The 23,836-nt window shown below is 71.8% G+C and carries 27 protein-coding genes; 16 read left to right on the top strand and 11 right to left on the bottom strand.

The window, feature by feature from the left end; genetic code table 11:
- Positions 1-17: 17 nt before the first annotated feature.
- The 3 genes from ACIHFE_RS02195 (at position 18) to ACIHFE_RS02185 (ending at position 3,028) form a co-directional block, all read left to right on the top strand.
- Positions 18-875 (top strand): DUF4429 domain-containing protein, encoded by an 858-nt coding sequence (locus tag ACIHFE_RS02195; protein WP_400103638.1) that lies wholly within the window; start codon positions 18-20, stop codon positions 873-875.
- Between the two features lie 174 nt (positions 876-1,049).
- Positions 1,050-2,354, top strand: coding sequence for a sensor histidine kinase (locus ACIHFE_RS02190; RefSeq protein WP_400103636.1), 1,305 nt, complete (start codon positions 1,050-1,052; stop codon positions 2,352-2,354).
- Entirely contained in the window at positions 2,351-3,028 is a 678-nt protein-coding gene (locus ACIHFE_RS02185) for a response regulator (protein WP_400103634.1), read from the top strand. The genes ACIHFE_RS02190 and ACIHFE_RS02185 overlap by 4 nt, the downstream gene beginning before the upstream one ends.
- Positions 3,029-3,035: 7 nt before the next feature.
- On the opposite strand, the gene ACIHFE_RS02180 is transcribed toward ACIHFE_RS02185, so the two are convergent.
- Positions 3,036-4,055: an aldo/keto reductase gene (locus ACIHFE_RS02180; RefSeq protein ID WP_400103632.1), complete on the bottom strand. Its 1,020-nt coding sequence runs from the start codon at positions 4,053-4,055 to the stop codon at positions 3,036-3,038.
- Positions 4,056-4,060: 5 nt separating this feature from the next.
- Positions 4,061-4,519: a MerR family transcriptional regulator gene (locus ACIHFE_RS02175; RefSeq protein WP_400103630.1), complete on the bottom strand. Its 459-nt coding sequence runs from the start codon at positions 4,517-4,519 to the stop codon at positions 4,061-4,063.
- Positions 4,520-4,656: 137 nt separating this feature from the next.
- Between ACIHFE_RS02175 and ACIHFE_RS02170 the strand changes: the two genes are divergently transcribed.
- Positions 4,657-5,469: a serine hydrolase domain-containing protein gene (locus tag ACIHFE_RS02170; RefSeq protein ID WP_400103628.1), complete on the top strand. Its 813-nt coding sequence runs from the start codon at positions 4,657-4,659 to the stop codon at positions 5,467-5,469.
- Between the two features lie 24 nt (positions 5,470-5,493).
- On the opposite strand, the gene ACIHFE_RS02165 is transcribed toward ACIHFE_RS02170, so the two are convergent.
- Positions 5,494-6,168, bottom strand: a complete 675-nt coding sequence (locus ACIHFE_RS02165) for a pirin family protein (RefSeq protein WP_400103626.1) — start codon at positions 6,166-6,168, stop codon at positions 5,494-5,496.
- Between the two features lie 56 nt (positions 6,169-6,224).
- On the opposite strand from ACIHFE_RS02165, the gene ACIHFE_RS02160 reads away from it, so the two are divergent.
- From ACIHFE_RS02160 to fabF, 5 genes are all read left to right on the top strand, one after another.
- Positions 6,225-7,400: a PucR family transcriptional regulator gene (locus ACIHFE_RS02160; protein WP_400103624.1), complete on the top strand. Its 1,176-nt coding sequence runs from the start codon at positions 6,225-6,227 to the stop codon at positions 7,398-7,400.
- A gap of 98 nt (positions 7,401-7,498) precedes the next feature.
- Positions 7,499-8,461: an ACP S-malonyltransferase gene (locus tag ACIHFE_RS02155; protein ID WP_400103622.1), complete on the top strand. Its 963-nt coding sequence runs from the start codon at positions 7,499-7,501 to the stop codon at positions 8,459-8,461.
- Positions 8,462-8,474: 13 nt separating this feature from the next.
- The gene (locus ACIHFE_RS02150) at positions 8,475-9,479 is read left to right on the top strand and encodes a ketoacyl-ACP synthase III (protein ID WP_400103620.1); all 1,005 of its coding nucleotides are present in this window, start codon (positions 8,475-8,477) and stop codon (positions 9,477-9,479) included.
- Between the two features lie 114 nt (positions 9,480-9,593).
- The gene (locus ACIHFE_RS02145) at positions 9,594-9,842 is read left to right on the top strand and encodes an acyl carrier protein (protein ID WP_400103618.1); all 249 of its coding nucleotides are present in this window, start codon (positions 9,594-9,596) and stop codon (positions 9,840-9,842) included.
- A 67-nt stretch (positions 9,843-9,909) separates the two neighbouring features.
- Positions 9,910-11,172: a beta-ketoacyl-ACP synthase II gene (gene fabF / locus ACIHFE_RS02140; RefSeq protein WP_400103616.1), complete on the top strand. Its 1,263-nt coding sequence runs from the start codon at positions 9,910-9,912 to the stop codon at positions 11,170-11,172.
- Positions 11,173-11,273: 101 nt separating this feature from the next.
- On the opposite strand, the gene ACIHFE_RS02135 is transcribed toward fabF, so the two are convergent.
- Together ACIHFE_RS02135 and ACIHFE_RS02130 are read right to left on the bottom strand one after the other, a co-directional pair.
- Complete coding sequence (locus ACIHFE_RS02135; protein ID WP_400103615.1) at positions 11,274-12,158, bottom strand: NAD(P)-dependent oxidoreductase; 885 nt, start codon at positions 12,156-12,158, stop codon at positions 11,274-11,276.
- Between the two features lie 54 nt (positions 12,159-12,212).
- On the bottom strand, positions 12,213-12,707 hold the full coding sequence (locus ACIHFE_RS02130; protein WP_400103613.1) for a DUF3145 domain-containing protein: 495 nt from the start codon (positions 12,705-12,707) through the stop codon (positions 12,213-12,215).
- A 288-nt stretch (positions 12,708-12,995) separates the two neighbouring features.
- Between ACIHFE_RS02130 and ACIHFE_RS02125 the strand changes: the two genes are divergently transcribed.
- A complete protein-coding gene (locus tag ACIHFE_RS02125; protein ID WP_400103611.1) occupies positions 12,996-13,862 on the top strand; it encodes an SGNH/GDSL hydrolase family protein in 867 nt (288 codons plus the stop codon).
- Positions 13,863-14,009: 147 nt separating this feature from the next.
- On the opposite strand, the gene ACIHFE_RS02120 is transcribed toward ACIHFE_RS02125, so the two are convergent.
- On the bottom strand, positions 14,010-14,762 hold the full coding sequence (locus tag ACIHFE_RS02120) for an MgtC/SapB family protein (protein WP_400103609.1): 753 nt from the start codon (positions 14,760-14,762) through the stop codon (positions 14,010-14,012).
- A gap of 89 nt (positions 14,763-14,851) precedes the next feature.
- Between ACIHFE_RS02120 and ACIHFE_RS02115 the strand changes: the two genes are divergently transcribed.
- Both ACIHFE_RS02115 and ACIHFE_RS02110 read left to right on the top strand, forming a co-directional pair.
- Complete coding sequence (locus ACIHFE_RS02115) at positions 14,852-16,156, top strand: pyroglutamyl peptidase (protein WP_400103607.1); 1,305 nt, start codon at positions 14,852-14,854, stop codon at positions 16,154-16,156.
- Between the two features lie 10 nt (positions 16,157-16,166).
- The gene (locus ACIHFE_RS02110; RefSeq protein ID WP_400103605.1) at positions 16,167-16,877 is read left to right on the top strand and encodes a carbon-nitrogen hydrolase family protein; all 711 of its coding nucleotides are present in this window, start codon (positions 16,167-16,169) and stop codon (positions 16,875-16,877) included.
- Between the two features lie 102 nt (positions 16,878-16,979).
- Here the strand turns inward: ACIHFE_RS02110 and ACIHFE_RS02105 are convergent, their stop codons facing one another.
- Positions 16,980-17,408 (bottom strand): organic hydroperoxide resistance protein, encoded by a 429-nt coding sequence (locus ACIHFE_RS02105; RefSeq protein ID WP_400103603.1) that lies wholly within the window; start codon positions 17,406-17,408, stop codon positions 16,980-16,982.
- Positions 17,408-18,430, bottom strand: coding sequence for an NADP-dependent oxidoreductase (locus ACIHFE_RS02100; protein ID WP_400103600.1), 1,023 nt, complete (start codon positions 18,428-18,430; stop codon positions 17,408-17,410). Before ACIHFE_RS02100 ends, ACIHFE_RS02105 begins: the two co-directional genes overlap by 1 nt.
- An 88-nt stretch (positions 18,431-18,518) precedes the next feature.
- On the opposite strand from ACIHFE_RS02100, the gene ACIHFE_RS02095 reads away from it, so the two are divergent.
- The 3 genes from ACIHFE_RS02095 (at position 18,519) to ACIHFE_RS02085 (ending at position 20,266) form a co-directional block, all read left to right on the top strand.
- Complete coding sequence (locus tag ACIHFE_RS02095) at positions 18,519-18,965, top strand: MarR family winged helix-turn-helix transcriptional regulator (protein WP_400103599.1); 447 nt, start codon at positions 18,519-18,521, stop codon at positions 18,963-18,965.
- A gap of 30 nt (positions 18,966-18,995) precedes the next feature.
- Positions 18,996-19,592 carry a hypothetical protein gene (locus ACIHFE_RS02090; protein ID WP_400103597.1) on the top strand — a complete coding sequence of 199 codons (597 nt, stop codon included), beginning with the start codon at positions 18,996-18,998 and terminating at the stop codon, positions 19,590-19,592.
- Positions 19,593-19,702: 110 nt separating this feature from the next.
- Positions 19,703-20,266, top strand: coding sequence for a sortase domain-bontaining protein (locus ACIHFE_RS02085; protein WP_400103595.1), 564 nt, complete (start codon positions 19,703-19,705; stop codon positions 20,264-20,266).
- A gap of 7 nt (positions 20,267-20,273) precedes the next feature.
- Here ACIHFE_RS02085 and ACIHFE_RS02080 read toward each other — a convergent pair whose 3' ends face one another.
- Entirely contained in the window at positions 20,274-20,699 is a 426-nt protein-coding gene (locus ACIHFE_RS02080) for an OsmC family peroxiredoxin (RefSeq protein ID WP_400103593.1), read from the bottom strand.
- Positions 20,700-20,809: 110 nt separating this feature from the next.
- Positions 20,810-21,205 carry a thioredoxin gene (gene trxA, locus ACIHFE_RS02075; protein ID WP_400103591.1) on the bottom strand — a complete coding sequence of 132 codons (396 nt, stop codon included), beginning with the start codon at positions 21,203-21,205 and terminating at the stop codon, positions 20,810-20,812.
- Between the two features lie 208 nt (positions 21,206-21,413).
- Here trxA and ACIHFE_RS02070 point away from each other — a divergent pair, with 208 nt between their 5' ends.
- Positions 21,414-22,421 carry a DUF1259 domain-containing protein gene (locus tag ACIHFE_RS02070; RefSeq protein ID WP_400103589.1) on the top strand — a complete coding sequence of 336 codons (1,008 nt, stop codon included), beginning with the start codon at positions 21,414-21,416 and terminating at the stop codon, positions 22,419-22,421.
- Positions 22,422-22,467: 46 nt separating this feature from the next.
- Here the strand turns inward: ACIHFE_RS02070 and ACIHFE_RS02065 are convergent, their stop codons facing one another.
- Positions 22,468-23,832: a nitrate/sulfonate/bicarbonate ABC transporter ATP-binding protein gene (locus tag ACIHFE_RS02065; RefSeq protein ID WP_400103587.1), complete on the bottom strand. Its 1,365-nt coding sequence runs from the start codon at positions 23,830-23,832 to the stop codon at positions 22,468-22,470.
- Between the last annotated feature and the right edge of the window lie 4 nt (positions 23,833-23,836).

The following is a 23,836-nucleotide window of genomic DNA, read 5'->3' as shown; positions in this document are numbered from 1 at the left end:
CGCATACGATGAGCCGCATGGGTGATGTGCTGACGGGTTTCCACACCGTCTGGGAGTTCGACACCGACTCCGTGCTCATCCGCTTCGAACGGGGGATCCGCACTCCGAAGCTGCTCCAGACGCTCGGTGAACGGCGCATCCCCTACGAGGCGCTGGCGGCCGTCGAGCAGCTGCCGGGCAGACGGGGCACGGTGGTGCTGCGTGCCGTGCCCAGACCCGGCGCCGACCCGCTGATGGACGCGGCCGACGGGCAGCTGCGCGAGGGCACCGACCCGTACCGGCTGGTGCTGCCCGCCGAGCGGGAGGAACTGGCCGCGTACTACGCCGAGGAGATACGCGCGGCCCTGGGCCCACGGACCGGCGAGCCGGCCGAGCGGTACCTGGTGACCGCGCCGGAGCCGCCGCTGGCCTTCAAGGCCTTTGACGGCAAGGCGTCCTTCGACGGCCGGGTGGTCTCCTTCCGCTGGTCCTGGACGGGCGCCTCGTCCGCCAAGTGGAAGGGCGGGGACCGGCGGTTCGCCGTGGAGGAGCTGTCCGGGGTGGAGTGGCGCTCGCCGGAGTCCTCCGACGGCCATCTGCGGCTGCTGCCGCGCTCCGGCGACGGCCCGCCCGGCGAGGCGGACCAGAACCCGGCGGCGGTGGTCTTCGGCATGGGGTACGGGCTGGTGCACGAGTCACTGCCGTTCGCGGCGGCGGTGCTGGCCGCGGTGCGAGCGGCTTCCCCGGTCTTCGCGGCGACCGCCGGCGCGGTCGCCCGCCCCGATCCCGGCGCCATCGCCGAACGCATCCGGCACCTGGGCGAGCTGCACTCGGCGGGGCTGCTGACCGATGACGAGTTCGGCGCCAAGAAGGCGGAGCTGCTGGCCGAGTTGTAGGCCGCGTCGCATTCGGGTGCGGGTTGTAGGTGGCGGGTCGCGCCCCCGCGGCGGAGCCGCATGACGCAGCCGCCCCGCGCCCCTGCCGGGCGCCCTCGTACCCCCGTAGGGGTTGGCGCTGGATACCCCGGTATGACGCCAAGGCGGGCACCGCGCCCCTACCCTGAACCGATCATGTTCCACGCACTGCGCAGACCGCCCACCAAGGCATTCACCCCGGCCACACCGCCGGTGCCGCTGCTCGGCACGGCCAAGCGGCCCTTCGTCCGCAAGCTGCCGTACGCGGTGGCGCTGGTGCTGATCGCGGCGCTGCTGCCGTCCTCGGCCCATGTGCTGTCCACCAACTACCACCTCAAGCCCGGCCTCGCCTTTGTGCTCGCCCTCGGGCAGGCCGGGCCGCTGCTGCTGGCGGTGCGCAGACCACTGCCGGCCTGGGGCATCTCCTTCTCGGCCGCCGTCCTGGGCGCCTGGGCGAGTGGCTTCCAGCCCCTCCTGCGGAACACGCCCTGGCCCTGGACCGCCCCGGTGATCATCGAGCTGGTGGTTCTGATGCTGGCGCTGGGGCTGCGCGAACGGATCCGGGTCCTGGTCCAGGTCTGGCTGGGCACCGCCGCGGCGAACATCTACTTCCAGACCGGGGTGCACCCGGCCGGCAACAGCAGCTCGGTGGTGGTGCTGGTCCTCGGCGGCCTGCTGATGGTGCTGGGCGTGGCGATGCGCGACCGGGCCGTGGCCCGGCAGGCGCTGGCCGAGCAGGAGACCATCAGCGAGGCCGAACGGGCCCAGCGCACCCTGCTGGAGGAACGCACCCGGATCGCCCGCGAGCTGCACGATGTGGTCGCCCACCATATGTCCGTGATCACGGTGCAGGCGGACAGCGCCCCGTACCGCATCGCCGGCCTGCCGCCCGAGGCGAGCGAGGAGTTCGGCGCCATCGCCGCCACCGCCCGTGAGTCGCTGAGCGAGATGCGCCGGCTGCTCGGCGTGCTGCGCAGCGACGGCACCGGGTCCTCGGACGCGGAACGGGCACCGCAGCCGGGCCTGGACCGGGTGCAGCAGCTGGTGGAGGCCACGGTACGGGCCGGGCTGCCGGTGGAGCTGTCGCTGTCCGCCGAGGCGCTCTCGGCGGATCTGCCCCAGGCGGTGGACCTGTCGGCCTACCGCATCGTCCAGGAGGCGCTGGCCAATGTGGTCCGGCACGCCCCGGGCGCCACCACCCGGGTCTCCGTCTCCACCGACGGCACCGGCCTGACCGTCCTGGTCGTCAACGGTCCCGCCGACCGCACCCAGGCCCCGCTGGAGACCTCCGGCACCGGGCATGGACTGGTGGGGATGCGCGAACGGGTCCGGCTGGTGGGCGGCACCCTGGACACCGGTCCACTGCCGGACGGCGGCTTCCGGGTCGCCGCCCGGCTGCCGTTCGATACCCCGTCCCCGCATAGGGATACGCACACAGACAAGGAACCCCCCGCCGCATGACCATCAAGGTGATCATCGTCGACGACCAGGCCATGGTGCGGGCGGGCTTCGCCGCGCTGCTGGCCGCGCAGAGCGATATCGATGTCGTCGGCGATGCCCCGGACGGGCGGCAGGGCGTGGAACTGAGCCGCCGCACCCACCCCGATGTGGTGCTGATGGACGTGCGGATGCCGGAGATGGACGGACTGGAGGCCGCCCGCCGGCTGCTGGACCCGCCCAAGGGGGTGGTGCACCGGCCCAAGGTGCTGATGCTGACCACCTTCGATGTGGACGACTACGTCTATGAGGCCCTGCGGGCCGGTGCCTCCGGCTTTCTGCTCAAGGACGCGCCGCCCGCCGACCTGATCTCCGCGGTGCGGGTGGTGGCGGCCGGCGAGGCCCTGCTGGCCCCCTCGGTCACCCGCCGGCTGATCGCCGACTTCGCCCGGCAGCGGCCGGCGCCGCGCCGCGACCGCTCGCTGCGTCTGCACGGGCTGACGCCCCGGGAGACCGAGGTGCTGGAGCTGATCGCACGCGGCCTGTCCAACCAGGAGATCGCGGCCACCCTGGTGCTGGCCGAGCAGACGGTCAAGACGCACATCGGCCGCGTTCTGGCCAAGCTCAGCCTGCGCGACCGGGCCCAGGCGGTGATCTTCGCCTATGAGTCGGGCCTGGTCACGCCGGGCGACGGCTGAGCCCTGGCTACTCCCGGCCGGCCGAGGTGAAGGCCATGTCCGCGTACCGGGTACCGGCCACCTGACCGGCGATCGGCTCCAGCGCCGCCAGTTCCTCGGTGCTGAGCACCAGCCGGGTGGCGCCCACGTTCTCCGCCAGCCGCGAACGCTTGCGGGTGCCCGGGATCGGCACCACGGGCAGCCGGTGCACCTCGGCCCGCTGCTGCACCCAGGCCAGCGCCACCTGCGCCAGGGTGACGCCATGCCGCTCGGCGATCACCCGGAGCGGCTCCAGCAGCGCCGCGTTGGCGGCCGCGTTCTCACCGGTGAACCGGGGGTGGGTGCTGCGCCAGTCGCCCTCGCCGAGCTCCTTCTTGGCGTCCACGAAGGCACCGGTCAGGAAGCCACGGCCGAGCGGCGAGTACGGCACCAGGGTCACGCCCAACTCCCGCGCCGCGGGCACCACATGGGCCTCGATGTCCCGGCTGAACAGCGACCACTCGGACTGCACCGCCGCGATCGGGTGCACCGCGTGCCCCGCACGCAGCTCATCGGCGGTCACCTCGCTCAGCCCCAGCTGCTTGACCTTGCCCTCGGCCACCAGCTCGGCCATCGCGCCCACCGTCTCCTCGACGGGCACGCCCGCCTGCGGCCGGTGCATGTAGTACAGGTCGATCACCTCGACGCCCAGCCGCCGCAGGCTGTTCTCCACGGCCTGGCGGAGGTACGGCCGGTCGTTGCGGATTTGCCGCTTCCATGGGTCCTCGGGGTCGACCCTGATCCCGAACTTGGTGGCGATCACCAGCTCCTCGCGGTGCGCCTGGATGAACGGCGCGATGAACTTCTCGTTCTCGCCATCGGCATAGGAGTCGGCGGTGTCGAAGAGCGTCACCCCCAGCTCCAGGGCCCGCTCCAGGGTGGCCAGCGCCTCTCCGGTGTCGGTGGTCGGACCGTAGGCGAAGCTCATGCCCATGCAGCCCAGGCCCTGGACTCCGACCTGGGGACCGTTCTCGCCGAGCCGGGCGGTGGCTATCTTGTCGTTGCTCATCAGCGTCAGGCCCCTTCGGACGCCCTGATCCGGGCGCCATAGATATCGATCTTGTAGTCGAGCACCTCGAGCGTGCCCTGCAGCTCGGCGATCCGCCGGCGCACCTCCTCGCGGTGGCGGCTCAGCAGCCGCTCGCGCTCGGCGAGGGTGTGGTCGCCCTCGCGCACCAGCTGGGCGTAACGGACCATGTCCGCCACCGGCATGCCGGTCAGCCGCAGCTTGCCCACCAGGTCCAGCCAGTCCAGATCGCGGTTGGTGTAGCGGCGCTGGCCGGTGTGCGAACGGTCCACATGGGGCATCAGCCCGATCCGCTCGTACCAGCGCAGGGTGTGCGCCGAAAGCCCCGCGTAGTCCGCCACTTCACCGATCGTGTAGCGGTCCCGGCCCTCGGGACGGCGCCGGCGCACCTGCTCCAGCGAGACGCAGCCCTCCGTCCGCACCGGTACGGCATCCAGCACGCTCATGTGAATCCCCCTGTGGCAGCCCTTGGCGATGGCGCCCACGCTAGTGACTTGGAGTGCACTCCAAGCAAGCGGATACCTGCGGATACCCGGGATACCTGGAATACCTGACGCGATCCCGGCCGGGATAGGCTCGCCGCATGCAGAGCCTGCGGATGATCGAGAACTGGCCGGTGACCACCGCGGCCGCGGCGGTGGTGCGCGCGGACGGAACGTATGCGGGATCGTACGGCCCGACCGGGCACCGCTTCCCGCTGGCTTCCGTGACCAAACCGCTGGCCGCCTATGCCGCGCTGATCGCGGTCGAGGAAGGCGCGATCGAGCTGGACGAGCCGGCCGGCCCGCCCGGTTCGACGGTCCGTCACCTACTGGCGCACACCTCCGGACTGGCCTTCGACGAGCCCCGGCCGATGGCCGAACCGGGCACCCGGCGGCTGTACTCCAACGCCGGGTTCGAGGTGCTGGGCGACCATCTGACCAAGGCCACCGACATCCCCTTCGCCGAGTACCTGCGCCAGGCGGTGCTGGAGCCGCTGGGCATGACGGCGACCGAACTGCCGGGCTCGCCCGCGAAGGACGGCATCTCCACCGTCGAGGACCTGGCCCGCTTCGCCGCCGAACTCCAGGCGCCCCGGCTGCTGTCCCGCGCCACGCTGGACGAGGCGACCACGGTGGCCTTCCCCGGCCTGACCGGAGTGCTGCCCGGGTACGGGCATCAGCGCCCCAACGACTGGGGCCTGGGCTTCGAACTCCGCGACGCCAAGTCCCCGCACTGGACGGGGAGTTCGTCCTCGGCCCGGACCTTCGGGCACTTCGGCCAGTCCGGCACGTTCCTGTGGGTGGACCCGGAGGCGGGTGCGGCTTGTGTGGCCCTCGCGGACCGGGCGTTCGGACCCTGGGCGATCGAGGCATGGCCCCTGCTCACGGACGCGATCCTCGCCGAACTCGGCTGACCGCGGGGCCCTTCCGGCACTCCGTCAGGGAAAACGCGGCTCGGCGTGCATCTCCCACGCCAGCAACTCCGCTTCCTCCACGGCCTCCACGGCCACATCCACCGCGTCGAGCACCCGGGCGGCGTCCCCTTCCGACAGCACCTCGTCGCCGAGCCGCACCGCGCCCCGCACCACATGCACATACAGCCAGGGCGCCCCCGGCAGGGCGGCCCGCTGACCCTCCGGCAGGCGCCGGACGTGCAGAAACGCATCCGCCCGGGACAGCGGGTACGACACCGGGTCGGCGACCCCTCGCACCACCTCATAGGCGGGCGAGCCCCCGGGCTCCTGGGGGGTCACCCACATCTGAACAAACCGCAGCGGACCGGCCCCCGCATTGCGCTCCACATGCCGCACCCCCTCCCCCGCGCTCAGCCGCTGCACATCCCCCGGCCGCACCACCGCCGTATGCCCCGTGGAGTCCTCGTGGGTCAGCTCGCCCTCGATCACCCAGGTGACGATCTCCACATCCCGGTGCGGGTGTTCCGCGAACCCCGCCCCCGGCGCCAGCCGCTCCTCGTTGCACGCCGCCAGCGGTCCGAACCGCACATTGTCGGGGTCGTAGAACCCGGAGAAGGAGAACGCGTGCCAGGTCTCGATCCCGGCCGCCGGGTCCCCGCCGCGGAAGCGCTGCCCGGAGCGCTGCACGTACGTCGTCACCGGGCTACCGTAGCCCGCCGACCCCGTACCGCACCCGGATAGGGCAGGCTTGTCCCGTGCCTGAACCCGCCGCTCACACCCCGCACCCGCACCGCGCCACCCTGCGCAACCTGGAGAAGTCGTCCGGGACCCTGGCCGCCGCAGCCATCGCCCGGATGGACGCCCAGCTGCCGTGGTACCGGGCGATGCCGCCGGAGAACCGGTCCTGGATCGGCCTGGTCGCCCAGGCCGGTATCGCCGCGTTCACCGAGTGGTTCCGGCACCCGGAGACGCCCCAGGCGATCAGCACCGATGTCTTCGGCACCGCGCCGCGCGAGCTGACCCGGGCCATCACCCTGCGCCAGACCGTGGAGATGGTCCGTACCACCATCGAGGTAATGGAGTCGGCCATCGACGAGGTGGCCGCGCCGGGTGATGAGCGGGCACTCCGGGAGGCGCTGCTGGTCTACGCCCGGGAGATCGCCTTCGCCACCGCCCAGGTCTACGCCCAGGCCGCCGAGGCACGCGGCGCCTGGGACGCCCGGCTGGAGTCGCTGGTGGTCAACGCGGTGCTGTCCGGCGAGGCGGACGAGGGCGCGCTGTCCCGGGCAGCCGCCCTGGGCTGGAACTCGCCCTCGCATGTCTGTGTGGTGCTGGGCACCGCCCCCGACGGGGACAGCGAACTGACCGTGGAGGCCATCCGCCGCGCCTCCCGGCACGCCAAGCTCCAGGTGCTCACCGGGGTGCTGGGCAAGCGGCTGGTGGTCATCGCGGGCGGCGCCGAGCAGCCGCTGCAGGCGGCCAAGGCGCTGATCGGCCCGTTCGCGGCCGGACCGGTGGTGGCCGGACCGGTGGTGGGCGACCTGCTGGCCGCCACCCGGTCCGCACAGGCCGCGGCCGCCGGGCTGCGGGCCTGCGCGGCCTGGCCGGACGCGCCCCGGCCGGTGCTGGCGGACGACCTGCTGCCGGAGCGGGCCATGGCCGGTGACCCGGCGGCTCGGGAACAGTTGGTGGAGGAGATCTACAGACCTCTGGAGGAGGCCGGTTCCGCGCTGCTGGAGACACTGAGCGTGTATCTGGAACAGGCGAGCAGCCTGGAGGGCGCGGCACGGATGTTGTTCGTCCACCCCAATACCGTGCGGTACCGGCTCCGACGTGTGACGGACGTCACCGGATGGTCACCGTCCGATGTGCGGTCGGCCTTCACCCTGCGCATCGCACTGATCCTGGGGCGTCTGGCCGAGGCCGACTGACCGACGTAGGCTTTTGTGGAACGTAAACAATTCCCCTGACGGTTCTTGGTCCCTGTCCCCACGGGTGGGCCAAGCCGTCCACGAGAGAGAGTGTGAGGGTGCTCGTACTCGTCGCTCCCGGCCAGGGCGCTCAGACGCCCGGCTTCCTGACCCCCTGGCTCGACCTCCCCGGCGTGGAGGACTGTCTCCGCCGCTGGTCGGAGGCCATCGACCTGGACCTGGTCCATTACGGCACCAAGGCCGACGCGGATGAGATCCGCGACACCGCGGTGGCCCAGCCGCTGCTGGTCGCCTCCGCCCTGCTGTCGGCCGGACAGCTTTTCGACGGCTCGGAGGAGTTCGCCCGCCTGGTGGGCGCCACGGCCGGCCACAGCGTCGGCGAGCTGGCCGCCGCCGCGCTGACCGGGGTGCTCACCGAAGAGGCCGCCATGGAACTGGTCCGCAAGCGCGGCCTGGCCATGGCCGAGGCCGCGGCGGTCACCCCCACCGGGATGTCCGCGCTGCTCGGCGGCGAGGCCGAGGTGGTCCTGCCGCACCTTGAGCGGCTCGGCCTGACCCCGGCCAATGTCAATGGCGCCGGGCAGATCGTGGCCGCGGGCACGCTGGAGCAGCTGGCCGCGCTGGCCGAGGACAAGCCCGAGGGCACCCGCCGGGTGGTACCGCTGAAGGTGGCCGGTGCCTTCCACACCACGCATATGGCCCCGGCGGTCGCCGCCCTGCGGGCCGCGGCCGGCGAGCTCGCCGTGCGCGACGCGCACACCCGCTTTGTCTCCAACCGGGACGGCGCGGTGGTCACCCATGGCGCGGACGTGGTCGAGCGGCTGGTCGGCCAGGTGGCCAACCCGGTCCGCTGGGACAAGTGCATGGAGACCTTCCAGGAGCTGGGGGTCACCGCGATCATCGAGGCCGCGCCGGGCGGCACCCTGACGGGCATCGCCAAGCGCGCCCTGCCGGGTGTCAAGACCCTCGCCCTCAAGACGCCGGACGATCTGGCGGCCGCCCGCGAGCTCATCGCCGAGCACGCCGGTGACACCGTCTCCCCGGCCTCCCAGGCCGAATAAGGAGCCCGAGACCATGACTGCGAAGATCAGGCCCGGCAGGGGCGCGTCCCATGCCCGGATCCTGGGCGTCGGCGGCTACCGCCCCACCCGGGTGGTGCCCAACGAGGAGATCCTCAAGCGGATCGACTCCTCGGACGAGTGGATCCGTTCCCGCTCGGGCATCGCCACCCGGCACTGGGCCGGCCCGGAGGAGACCGTGGCCGCCATGTCCGTGGAGGCCGCGGGCAAGGCCATCGCGGCGGCCGGCATCGCACCGGAGCAGATCGGCGCCGTCCTTGTCTCGACGGTGTCGCACTTCAAGCAGACCCCGGCGATCGCCACCGAGATCGCCTACAAGGTGGGCGCCGGTAAGCCCGCCGCCTTCGACATCTCCGCGGGCTGTGCCGGCTTCGGCTACGGCCTGACCCTGGCCAAGGGCATGGTGACCGATGGCTCGGCGGAGTATGTCCTGGTCATCGGCGTGGAGCGGCTCTCGGACCTGACGGACCTGGACGACCGGTCCACCGCCTTCCTGTTCGGCGACGGCGCGGGCGCCGTGGTCGTCGGCCCGTCCGAGGAGCCCCACATCGGCCCCACCGTGTGGGGTTCGGAGGGCGACAAGGCCGAGCACATCAAGCAGACGCTGGCCTGGGACGTCTACCGCGAGGAGACCGAGGTACGCTTCCCGGCCATCACCCAGGAGGGTCAGGCGGTCTTCCGCTGGGCCGTCTTCGAGATGGCCAAGGTCGCCCAGCAGGCGCTGGACGCGGCCGGGGTGGCGCCCGAGGATCTGGACGTCTTCGTCCCGCACCAGGCCAACATGCGGATCATCGACTCGATGGTCAAGACCCTTAAGCTGCCGGAGAGCGTCGTGGTCGCCCGCGACGTGGAGACCACGGGAAACACCTCCGCGGCCTCCATTCCGCTGGCCATGGAGCGGCTTCTGGCCACCGGAGCGGCCAAGAGCGGTGACACCGCGCTCATCATCGGGTTCGGGGCGGGTCTCGCTTACGCAGCGACGGTCGTTACCCTCCCCTAGGCGAGTTCCCCGTACGGTCCGGCAGCCACGCAGCACGGGTGCCGTCGTCCGGGAGCTCACCACATCAGCAGTTTCCTTACTCCAGTTCCACCGCAATATCGAAGGAGCGCCGCAATGGCCTTCACCCAGGAAGAGATCGTCGAGGGTCTCGCCGAGATCGTCAACGAGATCGCCGGCATCCCCGTCGAGGACGTCCAGCTGGACAAGTCCTTCACCGATGACCTGGACGTCGACTCGCTGTCCATGGTCGAGGTCGTCGTCGCCGCCGAGGAGCGCTTCGACGTCAAGATCCCCGACGAGGACGTCAAGAACCTCAAGACCGTGGGCGACGCCGCGAGCTACATCCTCAAGCACCAGAGCTGACCCCGGCGTTTGTCGCCACCCAAGCGGTGGCGGTACCAGCACCTCTACACGTGGAGACAGAATTCCTGTGAACTCGACCAATCGCACCGTGGTCGTCACCGGTATCGGCGCAACCACACCGCTGGGTGGCGACAGCGCAAGCACCTGGGAAGGGCTGCTCGCCGGGCGTTCCGGTGTCAAGCCCTTGGAGGACGAGCGGTTCGCCGACCTCCCGGTCCGTATCGCCGCCGTGGCGGCGGTGGACCCCGAAGACGTTCTGCCCCGTCCGCTGGCCCGCAAGCTGGACCGCTCGGCGCAGTTCGCGCTGATCGCGGCCCGCGAGGCCTGGGCGGACGCGGGCTTCACCGCCAAGGCCGGCGACGACGCCGGTGTCGCCCCCGAGCGGCTGGGCAGCGTCATCGCCTCCGGCATCGGCGGCGTGCAGACCCTGCTCGACCAGTACGACGTGCTCAAGGAGAAGGGCTCGCGCCGCGTCTCCCCGCACACCGTGCCGATGCTGATGCCCAACAGCCCGTCCGCCAACGTCGGCCTGGAGGTGAACGCCCAGGCGGGCGTGCACACCCCGGTCAGCGCCTGTGCGTCCGGCGCCGAGGCCATCGGCTACGCGGTCGAGATGATCCGCACCGGCCGGGCCGATGTGGTCGTCGCCGGCGGCACCGAGGCGGCCATCCACCCGCTGCCGGTGGTGGCCTTCGCCAACATGATGGCGATGTCCAAGAACAACGAGGAGCCCGAGAAGGCATCCCGTCCCTACGACAAGAAGCGTGACGGCTTCGTCCTGGGCGAGGGCGCCGGCGTGGTCGTGCTGGAGTCGGCGGAGCACGCCGCCAAGCGCGGCGCCCGGGTCTACTGCGAGGTGCTGGGCCAGGGCCTGTCCGCGGACAGCCACCACATCGCCCAGCCGGAGCCCACCGGCCGTGGCATCGCCGCCGCCATGCAGAACCTGCTGGACTCCAGCGACCTCAAGCCCGCCGAGATCGTGCACCTCAACGCGCACGCCACCTCCACCCCGCAGGGCGACCTCGCCGAGGTCAAGGCGCTGCGCAAGGTGCTGGGCGAGGACCTGGACCATGTCGCCATCTCCGCCACCAAGTCGATGACCGGTCATCTGCTGGGCGGCGCGGGCGGCATCGAGACGGTCGCCACCGTGCTGGCCCTGCACCACCGGACGGCACCGCCGACCATCAATGTCGACGAGCTCGACGATGAGATCGACGCCGATATCGTGGTGGGTGAGCCGCGTCGGCTGCCGGAGGGCACCATCGCCGCGGTCAACAACTCCTTCGGCTTCGGCGGCCACAATGTGGTGCTCGCCTTCCGGACGATCTGATCAGATCCGAGTTGAACCGAGTTGAGCTGATCTGATCTCAACTCACCGCACTGCCCGGTCACTTGGTGGCCGGGCAGTCGCTTTTTTTTCCGGCCCCGCTCTCAGTCCGTGCCGTCGAAGCTGGCGAAGTACGAGGCCGCCATGTCCTCGCCCCCGTGCCCCTGGCCGACCGCCCGCCGGAACCGCTCCAGCCCCGCCGCCGCCATATCCAGCCGCACTCCGGCCCGTTCCCCGGCCGCCACGATCAGTTCGGTGTCCTTGGCGGCGGTGGCGGTGGCAAAGCTCGGCGGGGTGAGCGATCCGCCGAGCAGCAGTTGGGACTTGGCCTTGAGATAGCCCATGTCCAGCGGGCCGCCCTCGACCACCGCCAGGAAGTCCTCGGGGTCCGTACCCAGCCCCTCGGCCAGCGCCAGCGCCTCGGCCACCCCATGAGTGACGGTCAGCACCCAGCTGTTGACCACCAGCTTCAGCCGGGTGGCGGCGCCGGAGGCGGCGTCCTCGCCCACCCACCGGGTCCGGCTGCCGATCGCCTCGAAGACCGGTGCGATCCGCTCCCGCACCTCCGGCGGCCCGGCCGCCAGCACCACCAGGGTGCCCTGCTCGGCGGGCTGTCTGGTGCCGGAGACCGGGGCGTCCACCAGCACCAGCTCCCGCTCGCGGGCGAACGCGGCCAGCTCGGCCAGGCCGTCCAGGCCCGCGGTGGAGGACTGGATCCACACCGTGCCCGGCGCCAGCCCCGCCGCGGCCCGCTCCATCACCTCCAGCGCGGCCGGGGCGTCATGCAGCATGGTCAGCACGGCGTCGGCGCCGCGTACCGCGTCGGCGGGCGTACCGGCGACGGCCACCCCGTTGGCGGCCAGCGGCTCGGCCTTCTCCCGGCTGCGGTTCCAGGCGCGGACGTCCAGTCCGGCGCGGGCGAGGTTACGGGCCATCGGGGCCCCTATGGTCCCCGTTCCGAGGACGGCTACTGAGAAGGTGTCAGGCATGGCGGTGACGGTAGGCGCTGGAGCGCACTCCAGGGCAAGTGCCGCGCCCGGCGGCTACACCACCTGGTGCAGCCAGCGGACCGGGGCGCCCTCGCCCGCGTAGCGGAACGGCTCCAGCTCGTCGTCCCATGGCTTGCCCAGCAGCTTGGCGACCTCGGCCGCCAGGTCGGTCTCGCCCCGGGCCGCCCGGGCCAGGGCCGCCCGCAGCCGGTCCTCCGGGATGAGGATGTCACCGTGAATGCCGGTCACCGCATGGAAGATGCCCAGGTCTGGGGTGGAGCTGTAGCGCTCGCCCTCGGCCGTGGCGCAGGGCTCGGCGGTCACCTCGAAGCGCAGCAGATGCCAGCCCCGTAGCGCGGAGGCCAGCTTGGAGGCGGTGCCGGGGCGGCCCTGCCAGGAGAACTCGCACCGCCAGGTGCCGGGCGCGGCCGGCTGCCGGATCCAGTCCAGGGTCACCCGCCCGCCCATGACGCCGGCCACGGCCCATTCGACGTGCGGGCACAGCGCACGCGGCGCGGAGTGCACATACAGAACTCCACGTGTCGTCACCGGGACCTCCCGTGCGGTTCGAGGTTCGCCTTCCCCAGCGGCCTCGCACCCGTACATTCTGCCCCAATGGCCACTCACGCACTAGCTTGCGAGGTTACCAACAGTAAACACCATCGGGAGCAAATCTCCCGAAAAGGGACAGGTCTCATGTCCTGTGAGCTGACGGTACGGCATGCGAACGCTGCCCGGACCGGTTCGGCCGTTCCGGAAAGCTATCGTGCAACGGATTCCCCGGAGTGACGTACCGTCGGTCCCGGACCGATATCACCCGGCCGGAGGGGGAAGTCCATGCACATCACTCGGTGGCGGCGGTCAGCCGCCCGGGCCGCCGTCGCGGCACTGTCGGCGGCCGTACTGCTGGCCGGCTGTGACGACCGTACGGCCGCCACCCATGAGCCCCAGGCCAAACCCAAGCCCAAGCCAGGGCCGGTCTGGAACACCCACCCCCAGTCGATCGCCTCCCTGGGCGACTCCATCACCCGCGGCTATGACGCCTGCTCGCTGCTCTCCGACTGCCCCGAGGCCTCCTGGTCCACCGGCACCGAGGTGGACAGCCTGGCCGTACGGCTGCTGCCGTCCCCTCAGGGGCACACCTGGAACCACGCCCGCACCGGCGCCCGGATGGCCGACCTGCCCGGCCAGATGCGCGCGGCCGTCGCCCACCGGCCCCAGTTGGTGACCGTGCTGCTGGGCGCCAATGACGCCTGCCGGACCGAAGTGGACCATATGACGCCGGTGGCGGACTACCGCCGCGACTTCGAGCGCTCCCTGGCCGAACTGCGCCGCACCCTGCCCGGCACCCAGGTCTATGTGGCCGGCGTGCCCGACCTCAAACGGCTGTGGTCCCAGGGCAGCCGCAATCCGCTGGGCCGGCAGATCTGGAAGCTGGGCATCTGCCCGTCCATGCTGCGGGACGCCGAGTCACAGGATCCGGCGGCCCAGCAGCGGCGGGACCAGGTCGACCGGCGGGTCGGCGAGTACAACGCGGTGCTCCGGCAGGTCTGTGAGCGGGACCGGCTGTGCCGCTATGACGGCTCGGTGCATGAATTCGCGTTCGGGGACGATGAGTTGAGCCAGTGGGACTGGTTCCACCCCAACAAGCGGGGACAGCGGGAGCTGGCCGATCTCGCCTACCGCCGTATCACCGCGAGCTGAGTGCGGCCGGGCGGAACAGAACACGAACAGGGCAGGGGGAACAGGGCACGGCAGGGCAGGGGAAGGGCCCGTCAGGTGGCCCCGCCCCTGCCCACCGCACGCTATCGGATGAACCCGCCGGTCTCCCAAGCGAGTTCATCCGGCGTCTCACTCCGTACTGTCGCGGTGGGCGTGCAGGCCCACGCCCAGGATGCCGTCCCAGTCGGTCAGTTCCTCCACCAGCGGATGGGCGGAGGCTCTGCCCTCCAGGCTGAGCACCACATCCGCCTCTCGTACCTTCCCCTTCTCCTGGGCCTCGGACTCGATATGCACCCCGGTCACCTGGAACCCGCTGGAGGTGCACAGTTCCAGCACCCGGCCCAGCAGTCCGCGCCGGGTCCGGTAGGACAGCCGCAGCTCTATGCGTTCCACGGCCGGGGTACTGGCCAGCCGGCGGGTTATCACCGGGAAGCCGCGCACCACCAGGAAGTGCACCAGCGCCGCCGCCACGCCCAGCAGCGGCAGCCCGCCTCCGCAGGCCATACCGACCGCGCAGGTCAGCCAGATGGTCGCGGCCGTGGTCAGGCCGCGTACCGCGTCCCGGCGGACGAATATCAGGCCGCCGCCGATGAAGCCGATGCCGGAGACGATCTGGGCCGCCACCCGTGAGGGGTCCAGGTCCGTCCCCGGCTCCCCCACCACGGCCCCGAAGCCATGGATGGAGACCTCCATGAACAGCGCGCTGCCCACCCCGACCAGGGTGTGGGTGCGCAGCCCCGCGCTCTTCTGCCGCCACTCGCGTTCCAGGCCGATCAGCGAGGACAGCAGCAGGGCGAGGCCCAACTCGGTGAACTGACGGACTCCTTGACCGCTCCCCGGGGTGAAGAGCGGCGGTGCAGACACCAACTCCACTGTAGCCATACGGCCATTGTGGCCGAAAACCGATGGCTGCCACAGGGCGCCTCCGGCGGCCTACCGTTTGCCCCGTCGCGGTGATTTCATGCAGCCCCATGAGAATCATCATGCGCACACCCGGCCTGCGGGGCGCCGTCCTCGCCGCCGCCGTCCTGATGCTCTCCCCCCTCGCCGCACCGGCCCAGGCGGCGCCCCGGACGCCCTCGCTCACCGTGGAGGAGCAGCGGCTGAGCGGCCGGGTCCCCCAGGAGATCCTGCGGCGCAGCGGCTTCGACCGGGTCGGCGCCGAGTTCGCCCGTGCCCTGGCCGGCACCCACAGCCTGACCCGGGCCGACCGGCTGGCCACCGAGCAGGGGCGCCGGCTGTGGCGGCGGGCGGTGGACCGGGTCCAGGGGCGCGGGCCGGCCAATGGCGACCTGAGCCGGGACGACGACCGTCCGCTGTACTGGGCCCGTCTCGACCTGACCGCTCAACTGCGCCGCTGGCAGCCGGAGTTCGCGCTGGACGAGCGGCAGCGCAGCGCGCTGGTCCAGCGGGTGGAGCGTGCCTCCCGGGGCCAGGACTCCCTCGCCTTCCCGGCCGGCCACCGGGTCAAGCGGATCCTGGTCACCGGCTTCGACCCCTTCCAACTGGACGACGACATAAGGCGGTCCAACCCCTCCGGCGCCGCCGCGCTGGCGCTGGACGGCACCACGGTCAACACCCCCTCGGGCCCGGCCCGGATCGAGACCGCGCTGTTCCCGGTGCGCTGGGACGACTTCGCGGCCGGCACGGTGGAGCACACCCTGCTGCCCTGCTTCCGTCCCGGGCCACTGGGGGCACCTCCCGGCGGTAGCCGGGGGAAGGTGGACATGTTCACCACCATCAGCCAGGGCCGCCCCGGCCGCTTCGATGTGGAGCGCACCAACGGCGCCTGGCGGGGCGGCTTCGACGACAACGCCCGGGTCTCCCGGGAGGGCACGGTGCCGGTGCCGCCCAGGGTGCCCAGCGTCCACCCGCAGCCGCAGTGGACGGTGACCACCCTGCCGTACGCGGCCATCACGGCCGCCCGGACCGGCCCGTTCCCGGTGTACGACCACACCGCGGTCACCGAGATCCCGGCGGGCGGTACGGATCCCGTGAACCGGCCGGACGGACCGACGCCCGGTTCCACCGCCCGGGCCGGGGGCGGTGGCGACTACCTCTCCAATGAGATCGCCTACCGGGCGACCCTGCTGCGGGACGCGGTACGGGCGCGGGTGCCGGGCGGCCATCTGCACACCCCGGTACTGGACTTCGGCGCGGACAACACCTCACCGGACGGGGCGGTGACCGACCCGGAGTTCATCCGCAACCGGGTGACCATCGTCTCCCAGGTCAGGGCGGTGCTCACGGTGGCAGCGGGCACGCTGGGCAGGTGATGATAGGCGAATGATCATCGCAGCCGCACAGTTCACCGCCCGTCCCCTGGACATCGAGGCCAATGTGGCCACCATGACCGGGCTGCTCACCGAGGCCGCGGGACGCGGTGCCTCGCTGGTGGTCTTTCCGGAGCTGGCGGTGAGCGGTTACGAGCTGGCGGCGATCGCCGCCGACCCGGACCGGCTGACCCTGGAACCGGACGACGCCCGGCTGCGCCCGCTGCGTGCGGCCTGCCGGGAGACGGGGGTCACCGCGGTGGTCAACTGCGCGGGGCGCGGACCGGTGATCTCGTCCCTGGTCTACGGGCCGGACGGGGAGCTGCTCACCCGCTATGACAAGCAGTGCGTCACTCCGACCGAGCAGTCGGCGTGCTTTGTGGCCGGTACCGGGGACGGCCGGTTCACCGTCGACGGTGTCCGGGTGGGTCTGCTGATCTGCTTCGACGCCCACTTCCCGGAGCTGACCGCGCGGGCGGTGGCGGACGGCTGCTCACTGGTCGTGGCGAGTTCGCTGTACGGGCGGAGCGGGGGCGTCGAGGAACGGGCCGAGATCTTCCCCGCGCTGGCCAAGGGCAGCGGGGTGCCGGTGCTGCTGGCCAACCATGTGGGGCCGGCCGGTGGGTACACCGGCTGCGGGCTGAGCGCGGTGTGGGCACCGGACGGGTCCCTGCTGGCGGAGGCGCCCGAGGACGCGGCGGGGCTGGCGCTGGCGGAGATCTGACCGTTCACGGGGCTCCCACCCGCCCGCCCGTTGCTCTCCGGGTAAATCGGGCGGGCGGGTGGGCGAAATACGCCCCGAAGGGCCGTGCCCATCCCCCGGCGGTCAGCCGACGACGCTCAGCGCCACCTCCACATTCCCCCGCACCGCCCGCGAATACGGGCACACCTGGTGCGCCTTCTCCACCAGCGCGGTGGCAACCGCCTGGTCCACACCGGGGATCCGGACAGAGACCGCCACCGACAGCCCATACCCGCCATCGTCCGTCTTCCCGAGCCCGACGGACGCGGTCACCAAGGACCCGGAAAGGTCCGCCCCCTCCCGCCGGGCGACCACCCCCAGCGCACTCTGGAAGCAGGCCGCGTACCCCGCGGCGAACAACTGCTCAGGGTTGGTCCCGGCCCCGCTGCCGCCCAGCTCCTTCGGCGGGTTGACGACCACATCGAGCCGGCCGTCGTCACTGGCGACCCGGCCGTCCCGGCCGTTCTCGGCGGTGGCCACCGCGGTGTACAGCACATCCACGGACACGGACATCACTTGGCTCCCAGGTTCACGATCATCTTGCCGGTGTTCTCGCCGCGCAGCAGGCCCAGGAACGCGTCGGTGGCGTTCTCGATTCCGTCCACCACGGTCTCGTCGTACTTCAGCTCGCCGGACCGGATCCAGCCGCCGACCTCCTCGACAAACCGCTGCCGCAGATGTCCGTGGTCGGTGACGATCATGCCCTGCAGCCGCAGCCGCTTGCCGATGGCCAGGGCCAGATTGCGCGGGCCGGGCGTCGGCTCGGTGGCGTTGTACTGGGCGATGGCCCCGCACAGGGTGACCCGGCCATGGACGTTGAGGGCCCCGATCGCGGCCTCCAGGTGCTCCCCGCCGACATTGTCGAAGTAGACGTCGATGCCCTCGGGCGCGGCCTCGGCCAGCTGTTCGGCGACCGGGCCGGCCTTGTAGTTGAAGGCGGCGTTAAAGCCGTACTCCTCGACCAGGCGGCGCACCTTGTCGTCCGAGCCGGCGCTGCCAATCACCCGGGAGGCGCCCTTGAGCCGGGCCATCTGCCCGACCTGGCTGCCGACCGCGCCGGCCGCTCCGGAGACGAACACCGCGTCGCCCTCCTTGAAGGAGGCGACCTCGAACAGGCCCGCGTAGGCGGTCATCCCGGGCATGCCCAGCGCGCCCAGGTAGGCGGAGAGCGGCGCGGCACCGGCGTCCACCTTGACGGCCCGTGCGGCGTCCAGCGCCGCGTACTCGCGCCAGCCGAGGTCGTGCAGCACATGGTCGCCGGGCGCGAAGCCCGCCGCCTCGGAGGCGATGACCTCGCCGACGGCGCCGCCGTCCATCGGCCGGTCCAGCTGGAACGGCGGGACATAGGACTTGGTCTCGTTCATCCTGCCCCGCATATACGGGTCCACGGACATGCAGAGGTTGCGGACCAGGATCTGGCCCTCGCGGGGTGTGGGCACCGGCGCCTCGCGCAGCGCGAAGTCCTCCGGCTTGGGCCAGCCCTGCGGGCGGGCGACGAGGTGCCAGGCGCGGCCGGTGGCGGGCGTTGCGGACATGGTTCAGGACCTCTCTGATGATTCAGTACCTGAAACAACCCTGCACCTAGATATTTTATGTTGTCAAGTAACCGGGTAGGCTGTTCGCATGTCCCGATCCGTGCCCAGCCCCGATCCGCTGACCGTCGAGGTGGTCGAACTCATCGCGACCGTCGTGGCGCGCTATCACGAGGAGTACGAGGCGGTGGCCGCCCAGCACTCGCTGACCGGCGCCCAGGCCCGTCTGCTGGCGCTGCTGTCCCGGGAGTCGCTGCCCATGCGCAAGATCGCCGAGCGGCTGAAGTGCGAACCGTCCAATGTCACCGGCATCGTCGACCGGCTGGAGTCCCGGGGCCTGGTGGAGCGCCACCCGGCCGCGGACGACCGCCGGGTCAAGCTTGCCGCGGTGACCGAGGCGGGCCGTGAGACGGCCCAACTCCTGCGCGCCGAGCTGGACTTCGCCCGGGAGCCGTTGGCCGCGCTGTCCCATGAGGAGCGCACCGCACTGCGGGACCTGCTCCGTCGGATGGTGGGCGATTCCCCGGAGTCGGACTGAGCGGGGCCCGGGTACGCGACCATGTCCGGCATGAGTTCCGTCTCCGGCCCCGGCCCCGCGCCCTTCGGCCCCGATGACTTCCAGCTCGTCCTGCTGCGCAGGATGGCCGACTTCCAGCCCCAGCTGGTGGCGGACGCCCTGCGCCGGCTGGGCACGGGCCGGTCGGAGCTGCGCGAGGCCAACCGCCGCTGGCAGGCCATGGTGCGCTCGCCCCGCTCACGCGCGGCCGGGGCCCGCTACCGTTCGGTGCTCGGCCCGCCGGAGAGCACGGGCAGCCGCCGGATCGGCGATCTGACCTTCCAGGTGGCCGCCTGGCCGGTGCCGCTCTGGCCCGGCCTGCGCTTCGAGGTGCTCACCGCGCCGGGCGGCGTGGTCTTCAACGAGTGGCTGGTCCGGGCGCCCGGTGCGGCCTCGCCCGCGCCGCGCACGGTGGAGGAGCTGACGCCCTGGTCCTGCACGGTGGACGAGGTGGCCCGTGCCTTCCCCCCGGCCCGTCCCATGGAGGGCACGGCGCCGACGCGCTGGCGGCTGGCCTTCTCGGCACCGGACGCCGCCGGCGGGACCGGGGCGTATGTGGCCGACTTCACCTGGGGTTTGTTGCAGGAGGTGACGTCCAGCACCGGCTGACCGCCGGTCGGGAGGACCGGGTCTCTCCTCCTTTAGGCTGACCCCGTGCCGACCGCAACCGACCGTTTGCCCGATGAGCGGCCCCGGACACCGCCCCTACGGTGAACAGCATGACCCGCACCCGTGCCATCGGCTTCGCCCTGACCGCCCTCGCGGCGCTGGCGGCGCTGGCCCTGCCCGCGGTCCTGGTAGCCGGCCAGAGCGACGCCGACACCGCCAAAGCCATCGGCACCCCCGCCTCCGCCGACGAACCGCAGCGGGTCACCATCCCCTCCATCGGCGTGGACAGCCCACTGCTCCGGCTCGCTCGGGACCAGGCGCCCCCGCCCGAGAAGGGCATGACCGCCGGCTGGTACACCGCCAGCGCCATGCCCGGCCGGCCCGGTGCGGCCGTGATCACCGGCCATGAGGCCGCCGACGGCCGGGCGGTCTTCCGGGACCTGCGCAAGCTGGCGGCGGGCGACACCATCGAGGTCAAGCGCGGTGACGGCAAGCTCTTGCGCTTCACCGTCACCGCCACCGAAACCGTCGGCAGGGCCGCCGCCTTCCCCACCGGCAAGGTCTTCGGCACCACCGGGGAACGGGCACTGCGCCTGGTCACCTGCACCGGCGACCGGGACGCCCGGGGCCACCCGGTCCGCAACCTGATCGTCTACGCCACGCTGCGGGCCTGACGAAGCCTCAGGCCAGCTCGGCCGACAGCGTAATGGTCGTGCCGCTCAGCGCCTGGCTGACCGGGCAGTTCTTCTTGGCCTCCTCCGCGGCCGCGGCAAAGCCCTCCTCGTCCAGGCCGGGCACCTCACCACGCACGCTGAGATGGATGCCGGTGATGCCCTCGCCCGGCTGGAAGGTGACCTCGGCCTTGGTCTCCAGGCGGGTGGGCGGGGTGCCCGCGCCGGCCAGGCCGTGCGAGAGCGCCATGGAGAAGCAGCTGGAGTGGGCGCCCGCGATCAACTCCTCCGGGCTGGTCTTGCCATTGGCCTGCTCGGCCCGGGACGGCCAGCTGACCGACTGGCTGGGAATGCCGGACGAGTCGAAGGTGACGGTGCCGCTGCCCTTGAGCAGGTCGCCTTCCCAGACGGTGTGCGCGATGCGGTTGGTTGCCACGATGGTCCTTCCAAGAGCCGGTGTCAGTGAAGACCGGGAACGCTCCCGACCCCCGGTTCCGTTCCCGCGCGGAGCGCCTCCCCAACCCCGTCCGGCGCCCCGGCCCCGTTTCAGGCGGGCCCGCCGTCCCCGTCCCCATCCCCGGCGGCCCGGGCGACCGAGGCCCGTACCTCGTCCATGTCCAGCGCCCGCGCCTGCTTGATCACGTCCTCCAGGGCCGGCTCGGGCAGCGCCCCGGGCTGGGCGTACACCGCGATGTTGTCCCGCACGATCATCAGCGTGGGAATGGAGCGGATCTCGAAGGCGGCGGCCAGCTCCGGCTGCGCCTCGGTGTCCACCTTGGCGAACACCAGGTCCTCATGGCGCCCGGCCGCGCTCTCGAAGACCGGCGCGAACCGCCGGCAGGGGCCGCACCACTCGGCCCAGAAGTCGATCAGGACAAACGGGCTGTCCGCCACGACCGCGTCGAAGTTGTCCTTGGTGAGTTCCACGGTGCTGCCGCCCATGCCAGCCGCCTCGCTTCCGCTTCTCGTCGCTCCCCGTCGCTGTTCGCCGGGTGCGCCCACGTTCTCATCAGGTGAGGTCACGTGCGGCAACCGGGCTGCGGCGACCGGTATTCCGGCTCCGGCCGGGCAGGCACCCGATGGCCTACACGCCCTTCCCGGCCCGGCGAATGTGACCGTGGTTACATGACCTCCATGGAGGTGATCTTGTATGACCGGTGACAGACAGCCGGACAGGGAAAAGCAGGCGAACTCCTCGCGGCGGCGGCTGGTGACCGTCGCCGCACTCACCCCGGTGCTGGCCGGCGCCGGGACCATGGGCTTCCGGGCGGCACGCGGGCCCGAACCGGGCGAACGGCCGCTGATCAAGCCGGTCTCCACCACCCCGGCCGACTGGCAGGAGGTCGACCAGGCACTCGCCGCCAAGGGCCGGGTGGCCGGCAAGAGCGTCTACCGGGTGGGCTTCCCCCGCCACGACCTGAAGGTGACCTCACAGGGGGTGGCCGTCGATCCCAATATCGGCATCGGGTCCTACCTCTCCTTCATCCGCTACTCCGACGACCGCACCATGCTGATGGGCGACATGGCCGTCACCGACGGCGAGCTGGAGTGCCTGATCGACACCCTGCAGGAGCACGGGATCGGCCAGACCGCCATCCACAAGCATCTGCTCGCCCATGAGCCCGCGGTGTGGTGGACGCATGTGCACGCCATCGGCTCCCACACCGCACTGGCCCGGGGGGTCCGGGCGGCACTCAAGACCACCGGCACCCCCGCCTGGTCCCAGCTCAAGCGGAAGACCCCCGGCGACCTGGACACCGCGGGCATCAGTGAGGCGATGGGCGTCCGGGGCGGCAACGAGGGCAAGATCTTCAAGTTCACCTTCGCCCGGCGGGAGACCATCGTCGACCACGACCGGCTGCTGCCCAAGGGGTCCGGCGCCACCACCGCCATCTCCTTCCAGCCGCTGGGCAACAAGCGGGCCGCCGTCAACGGGGACTTCGTACTGATCGCCGACGAGGTGCAGCACGTCATCCGGGCGCTGCGGCGCGGCGGCATCGACGTGGTCTCCCTGCACAGCCACATGCTGCATGAGAACCCCCGGCTGTTCTATCTGCACTACTGGGGCGTGGGAGACGGGGTAAAGCTCGCCCGGGGCCTGCGCGCCGCCGTCAAGGTCACCAATGTGGCCGCCTCCGGCCTGTCCGATCCCTCCTGAACCCGCCGCCCCATGACCGCTGGGCGGGGGCGGGACCGACGCCGGCTCAGCCCAGCGCGGCCCCGCCCTCGTCCAGCGCGTACTCCTCGGGTGCGGCCTCATAGGAGTAGAGCTCGGCGTAGCGGCCCCAGTCGGTAGCGGTCTCCAGCTGCTGGGCGGCCTGTTCGCTGGTGTAGTGGTGGGCCAGCAGGTCCCGGAAGAAGCCGGCCCGCAGGGTGCCGCCGGTACGCCGCAGGCTGGTGACGATCAGCTTGACCAGCGGCGCGGACCGCAGCACCGCATCGGCGAAGATCTTCTTGGACTCCTGGACATCGGCCCGGGAGAAGGCGGTGCCGCGCTCGGTGAGCACCAGGTCGCCGTCCCGGATGACCGCGAAGCCCAGCAGGTCCAGGGCGTCCACCTGGGGCAGCAGATCGTCCACCTCCAGGCCGAGCTCCTCGGCCAGGTCGGCCAGGTCGCAGCGGTCGCCGTGCTGGGCGATGATCTCGGCCAGGCCGGACAGGCCGTCCACACTGGCCTCCGGCAGCGGGGTGTTGGCGATGGTCCACTTGGCGAGGTCGGTGGGCTGCGCGGCGCCCCGCCCGGTCGCCGGGGTGACGCCCTCCTTCTCCCGTCCGGTCATCACCTGGTAGATGGCGTCGATCAGGGCGTCGAACTCCAGGGCGTTACGGTCCCGGGGACGGGCGAAGGGCACCTCGAAGGCGGCCTTGAGGGTGCCGGGACGCGAGCCCAGCACCACCACCCGGTCCGCCATCAGCACCGCCTCCTCGATGTTGTGGGTCACCAGCACCACGGCCCTGGTGGGGAACTGGCCCGAGGCCCACAGCTCCAGCAGCTCACCGCGCAGGTTCTCGGCGGTGAGCACATCCAGCGCGGAGAACGGCTCGTCCATCAGCAGCACATCGGGCTCCACCACCAACGCCCGGGCGAAACCCACCCGTTGGCGCATCCCGCCGGAGAGCTCCTTGGGATAGGCGGACTCGAAGCCGTCCAGACCGATCAGGTCAATGGCGCCGATGGCCGCCTCGGCGCGCTGGGCGGCGGGCATCCCCCGTGCCTCCAGGCCGAGTTCCACATTCTGCTGGACGGTCAGCCAGGGCAGCAGGGCAAAGGTCTGGAAGACCATGGCGGTGCCCCGGTTGGCGCCGGTCAGCGGTGCGCCCCGGTAGCTGACCGTGCCCGAACTGGGCGGGATCAGCCCGGCGAGGCAGCGCAGCAGGGTGGACTTGCCGGAGCCGGACCGGCCCAGCAGGGCGACGATCTCCCCGGCCCGGATCTCCAGGTCGATCCCGGCGAGCACCGGCAGCGCGCGGTCGGCGCCGGCGTAGGACTTGGTGACCCCCCGGGCGTCCAGCAGCACCTCGCCACCGGCGGAACGGGCCGGCGGAGCGGGCGCGGGGCTCGGTGTCATCGTG

The organism is Streptomyces sp. NPDC052396 (assembly GCF_044593195.1).
Lineage (GTDB): Bacteria > Actinomycetota > Actinomycetes > Streptomycetales > Streptomycetaceae > Streptomyces.
Note: the sequence above shows the minus strand (reverse complement) of the source record. Positions and strands in the feature narration are given on the sequence as shown.

Excerpts from the sequence above, each read along its gene's own strand:
- ACIHFE_RS02180 (WP_400103632.1), bottom strand. The coding sequence starts at position 4,055 with ATGAGCAACGACAAGATAGCCACCGCCCGGCTCGGCGAGAACGGTCCC.
- ACIHFE_RS02115 (WP_400103607.1), top strand. The coding sequence starts at position 14,852 with ATGAGAATCATCATGCGCACACCCGGCCTGCGGGGCGCCGTCCTCGCC.
- ACIHFE_RS02175 (WP_400103630.1), bottom strand. The coding sequence starts at position 4,519 with ATGAGCGTGCTGGATGCCGTACCGGTGCGGACGGAGGGCTGCGTCTCG.
- ACIHFE_RS02070 (WP_400103589.1), top strand. The coding sequence starts at position 21,414 with ATGACCGGTGACAGACAGCCGGACAGGGAAAAGCAGGCGAACTCCTCG.
- ACIHFE_RS02170 (WP_400103628.1), top strand. The coding sequence starts at position 4,657 with ATGCAGAGCCTGCGGATGATCGAGAACTGGCCGGTGACCACCGCGGCC.
- ACIHFE_RS02110 (WP_400103605.1), top strand. The coding sequence starts at position 16,167 with ATGATCATCGCAGCCGCACAGTTCACCGCCCGTCCCCTGGACATCGAG.
- ACIHFE_RS02105 (WP_400103603.1), bottom strand. The coding sequence starts at position 17,408 with ATGTCCGTGTCCGTGGATGTGCTGTACACCGCGGTGGCCACCGCCGAG.
- ACIHFE_RS02145 (WP_400103618.1), top strand. The coding sequence starts at position 9,594 with ATGGCCTTCACCCAGGAAGAGATCGTCGAGGGTCTCGCCGAGATCGTC.
- ACIHFE_RS02090 (WP_400103597.1), top strand. The coding sequence starts at position 18,996 with ATGAGTTCCGTCTCCGGCCCCGGCCCCGCGCCCTTCGGCCCCGATGAC.
- ACIHFE_RS02120 (WP_400103609.1), bottom strand. The coding sequence starts at position 14,762 with ATGGCTACAGTGGAGTTGGTGTCTGCACCGCCGCTCTTCACCCCGGGG.
- ACIHFE_RS02125 (WP_400103611.1), top strand. The coding sequence starts at position 12,996 with ATGCACATCACTCGGTGGCGGCGGTCAGCCGCCCGGGCCGCCGTCGCG.
- ACIHFE_RS02100 (WP_400103600.1), bottom strand. The coding sequence starts at position 18,430 with ATGTCCGCAACGCCCGCCACCGGCCGCGCCTGGCACCTCGTCGCCCGC.
- ACIHFE_RS02150 (WP_400103620.1), top strand. The coding sequence starts at position 8,475 with ATGACTGCGAAGATCAGGCCCGGCAGGGGCGCGTCCCATGCCCGGATC.
- ACIHFE_RS02135 (WP_400103615.1), bottom strand. The coding sequence starts at position 12,158 with ATGCCTGACACCTTCTCAGTAGCCGTCCTCGGAACGGGGACCATAGGG.
- ACIHFE_RS02190 (WP_400103636.1), top strand. The coding sequence starts at position 1,050 with ATGTTCCACGCACTGCGCAGACCGCCCACCAAGGCATTCACCCCGGCC.
- ACIHFE_RS02085 (WP_400103595.1), top strand. The coding sequence starts at position 19,703 with ATGACCCGCACCCGTGCCATCGGCTTCGCCCTGACCGCCCTCGCGGCG.
- trxA (WP_400103591.1), bottom strand. The coding sequence starts at position 21,205 with ATGGGCGGCAGCACCGTGGAACTCACCAAGGACAACTTCGACGCGGTC.
- ACIHFE_RS02195 (WP_400103638.1), top strand. The coding sequence starts at position 18 with ATGGGTGATGTGCTGACGGGTTTCCACACCGTCTGGGAGTTCGACACC.
- ACIHFE_RS02095 (WP_400103599.1), top strand. The coding sequence starts at position 18,519 with ATGTCCCGATCCGTGCCCAGCCCCGATCCGCTGACCGTCGAGGTGGTC.
- ACIHFE_RS02185 (WP_400103634.1), top strand. The coding sequence starts at position 2,351 with ATGACCATCAAGGTGATCATCGTCGACGACCAGGCCATGGTGCGGGCG.
- ACIHFE_RS02065 (WP_400103587.1), bottom strand. The coding sequence starts at position 23,832 with ATGACACCGAGCCCCGCGCCCGCTCCGCCGGCCCGTTCCGCCGGTGGC.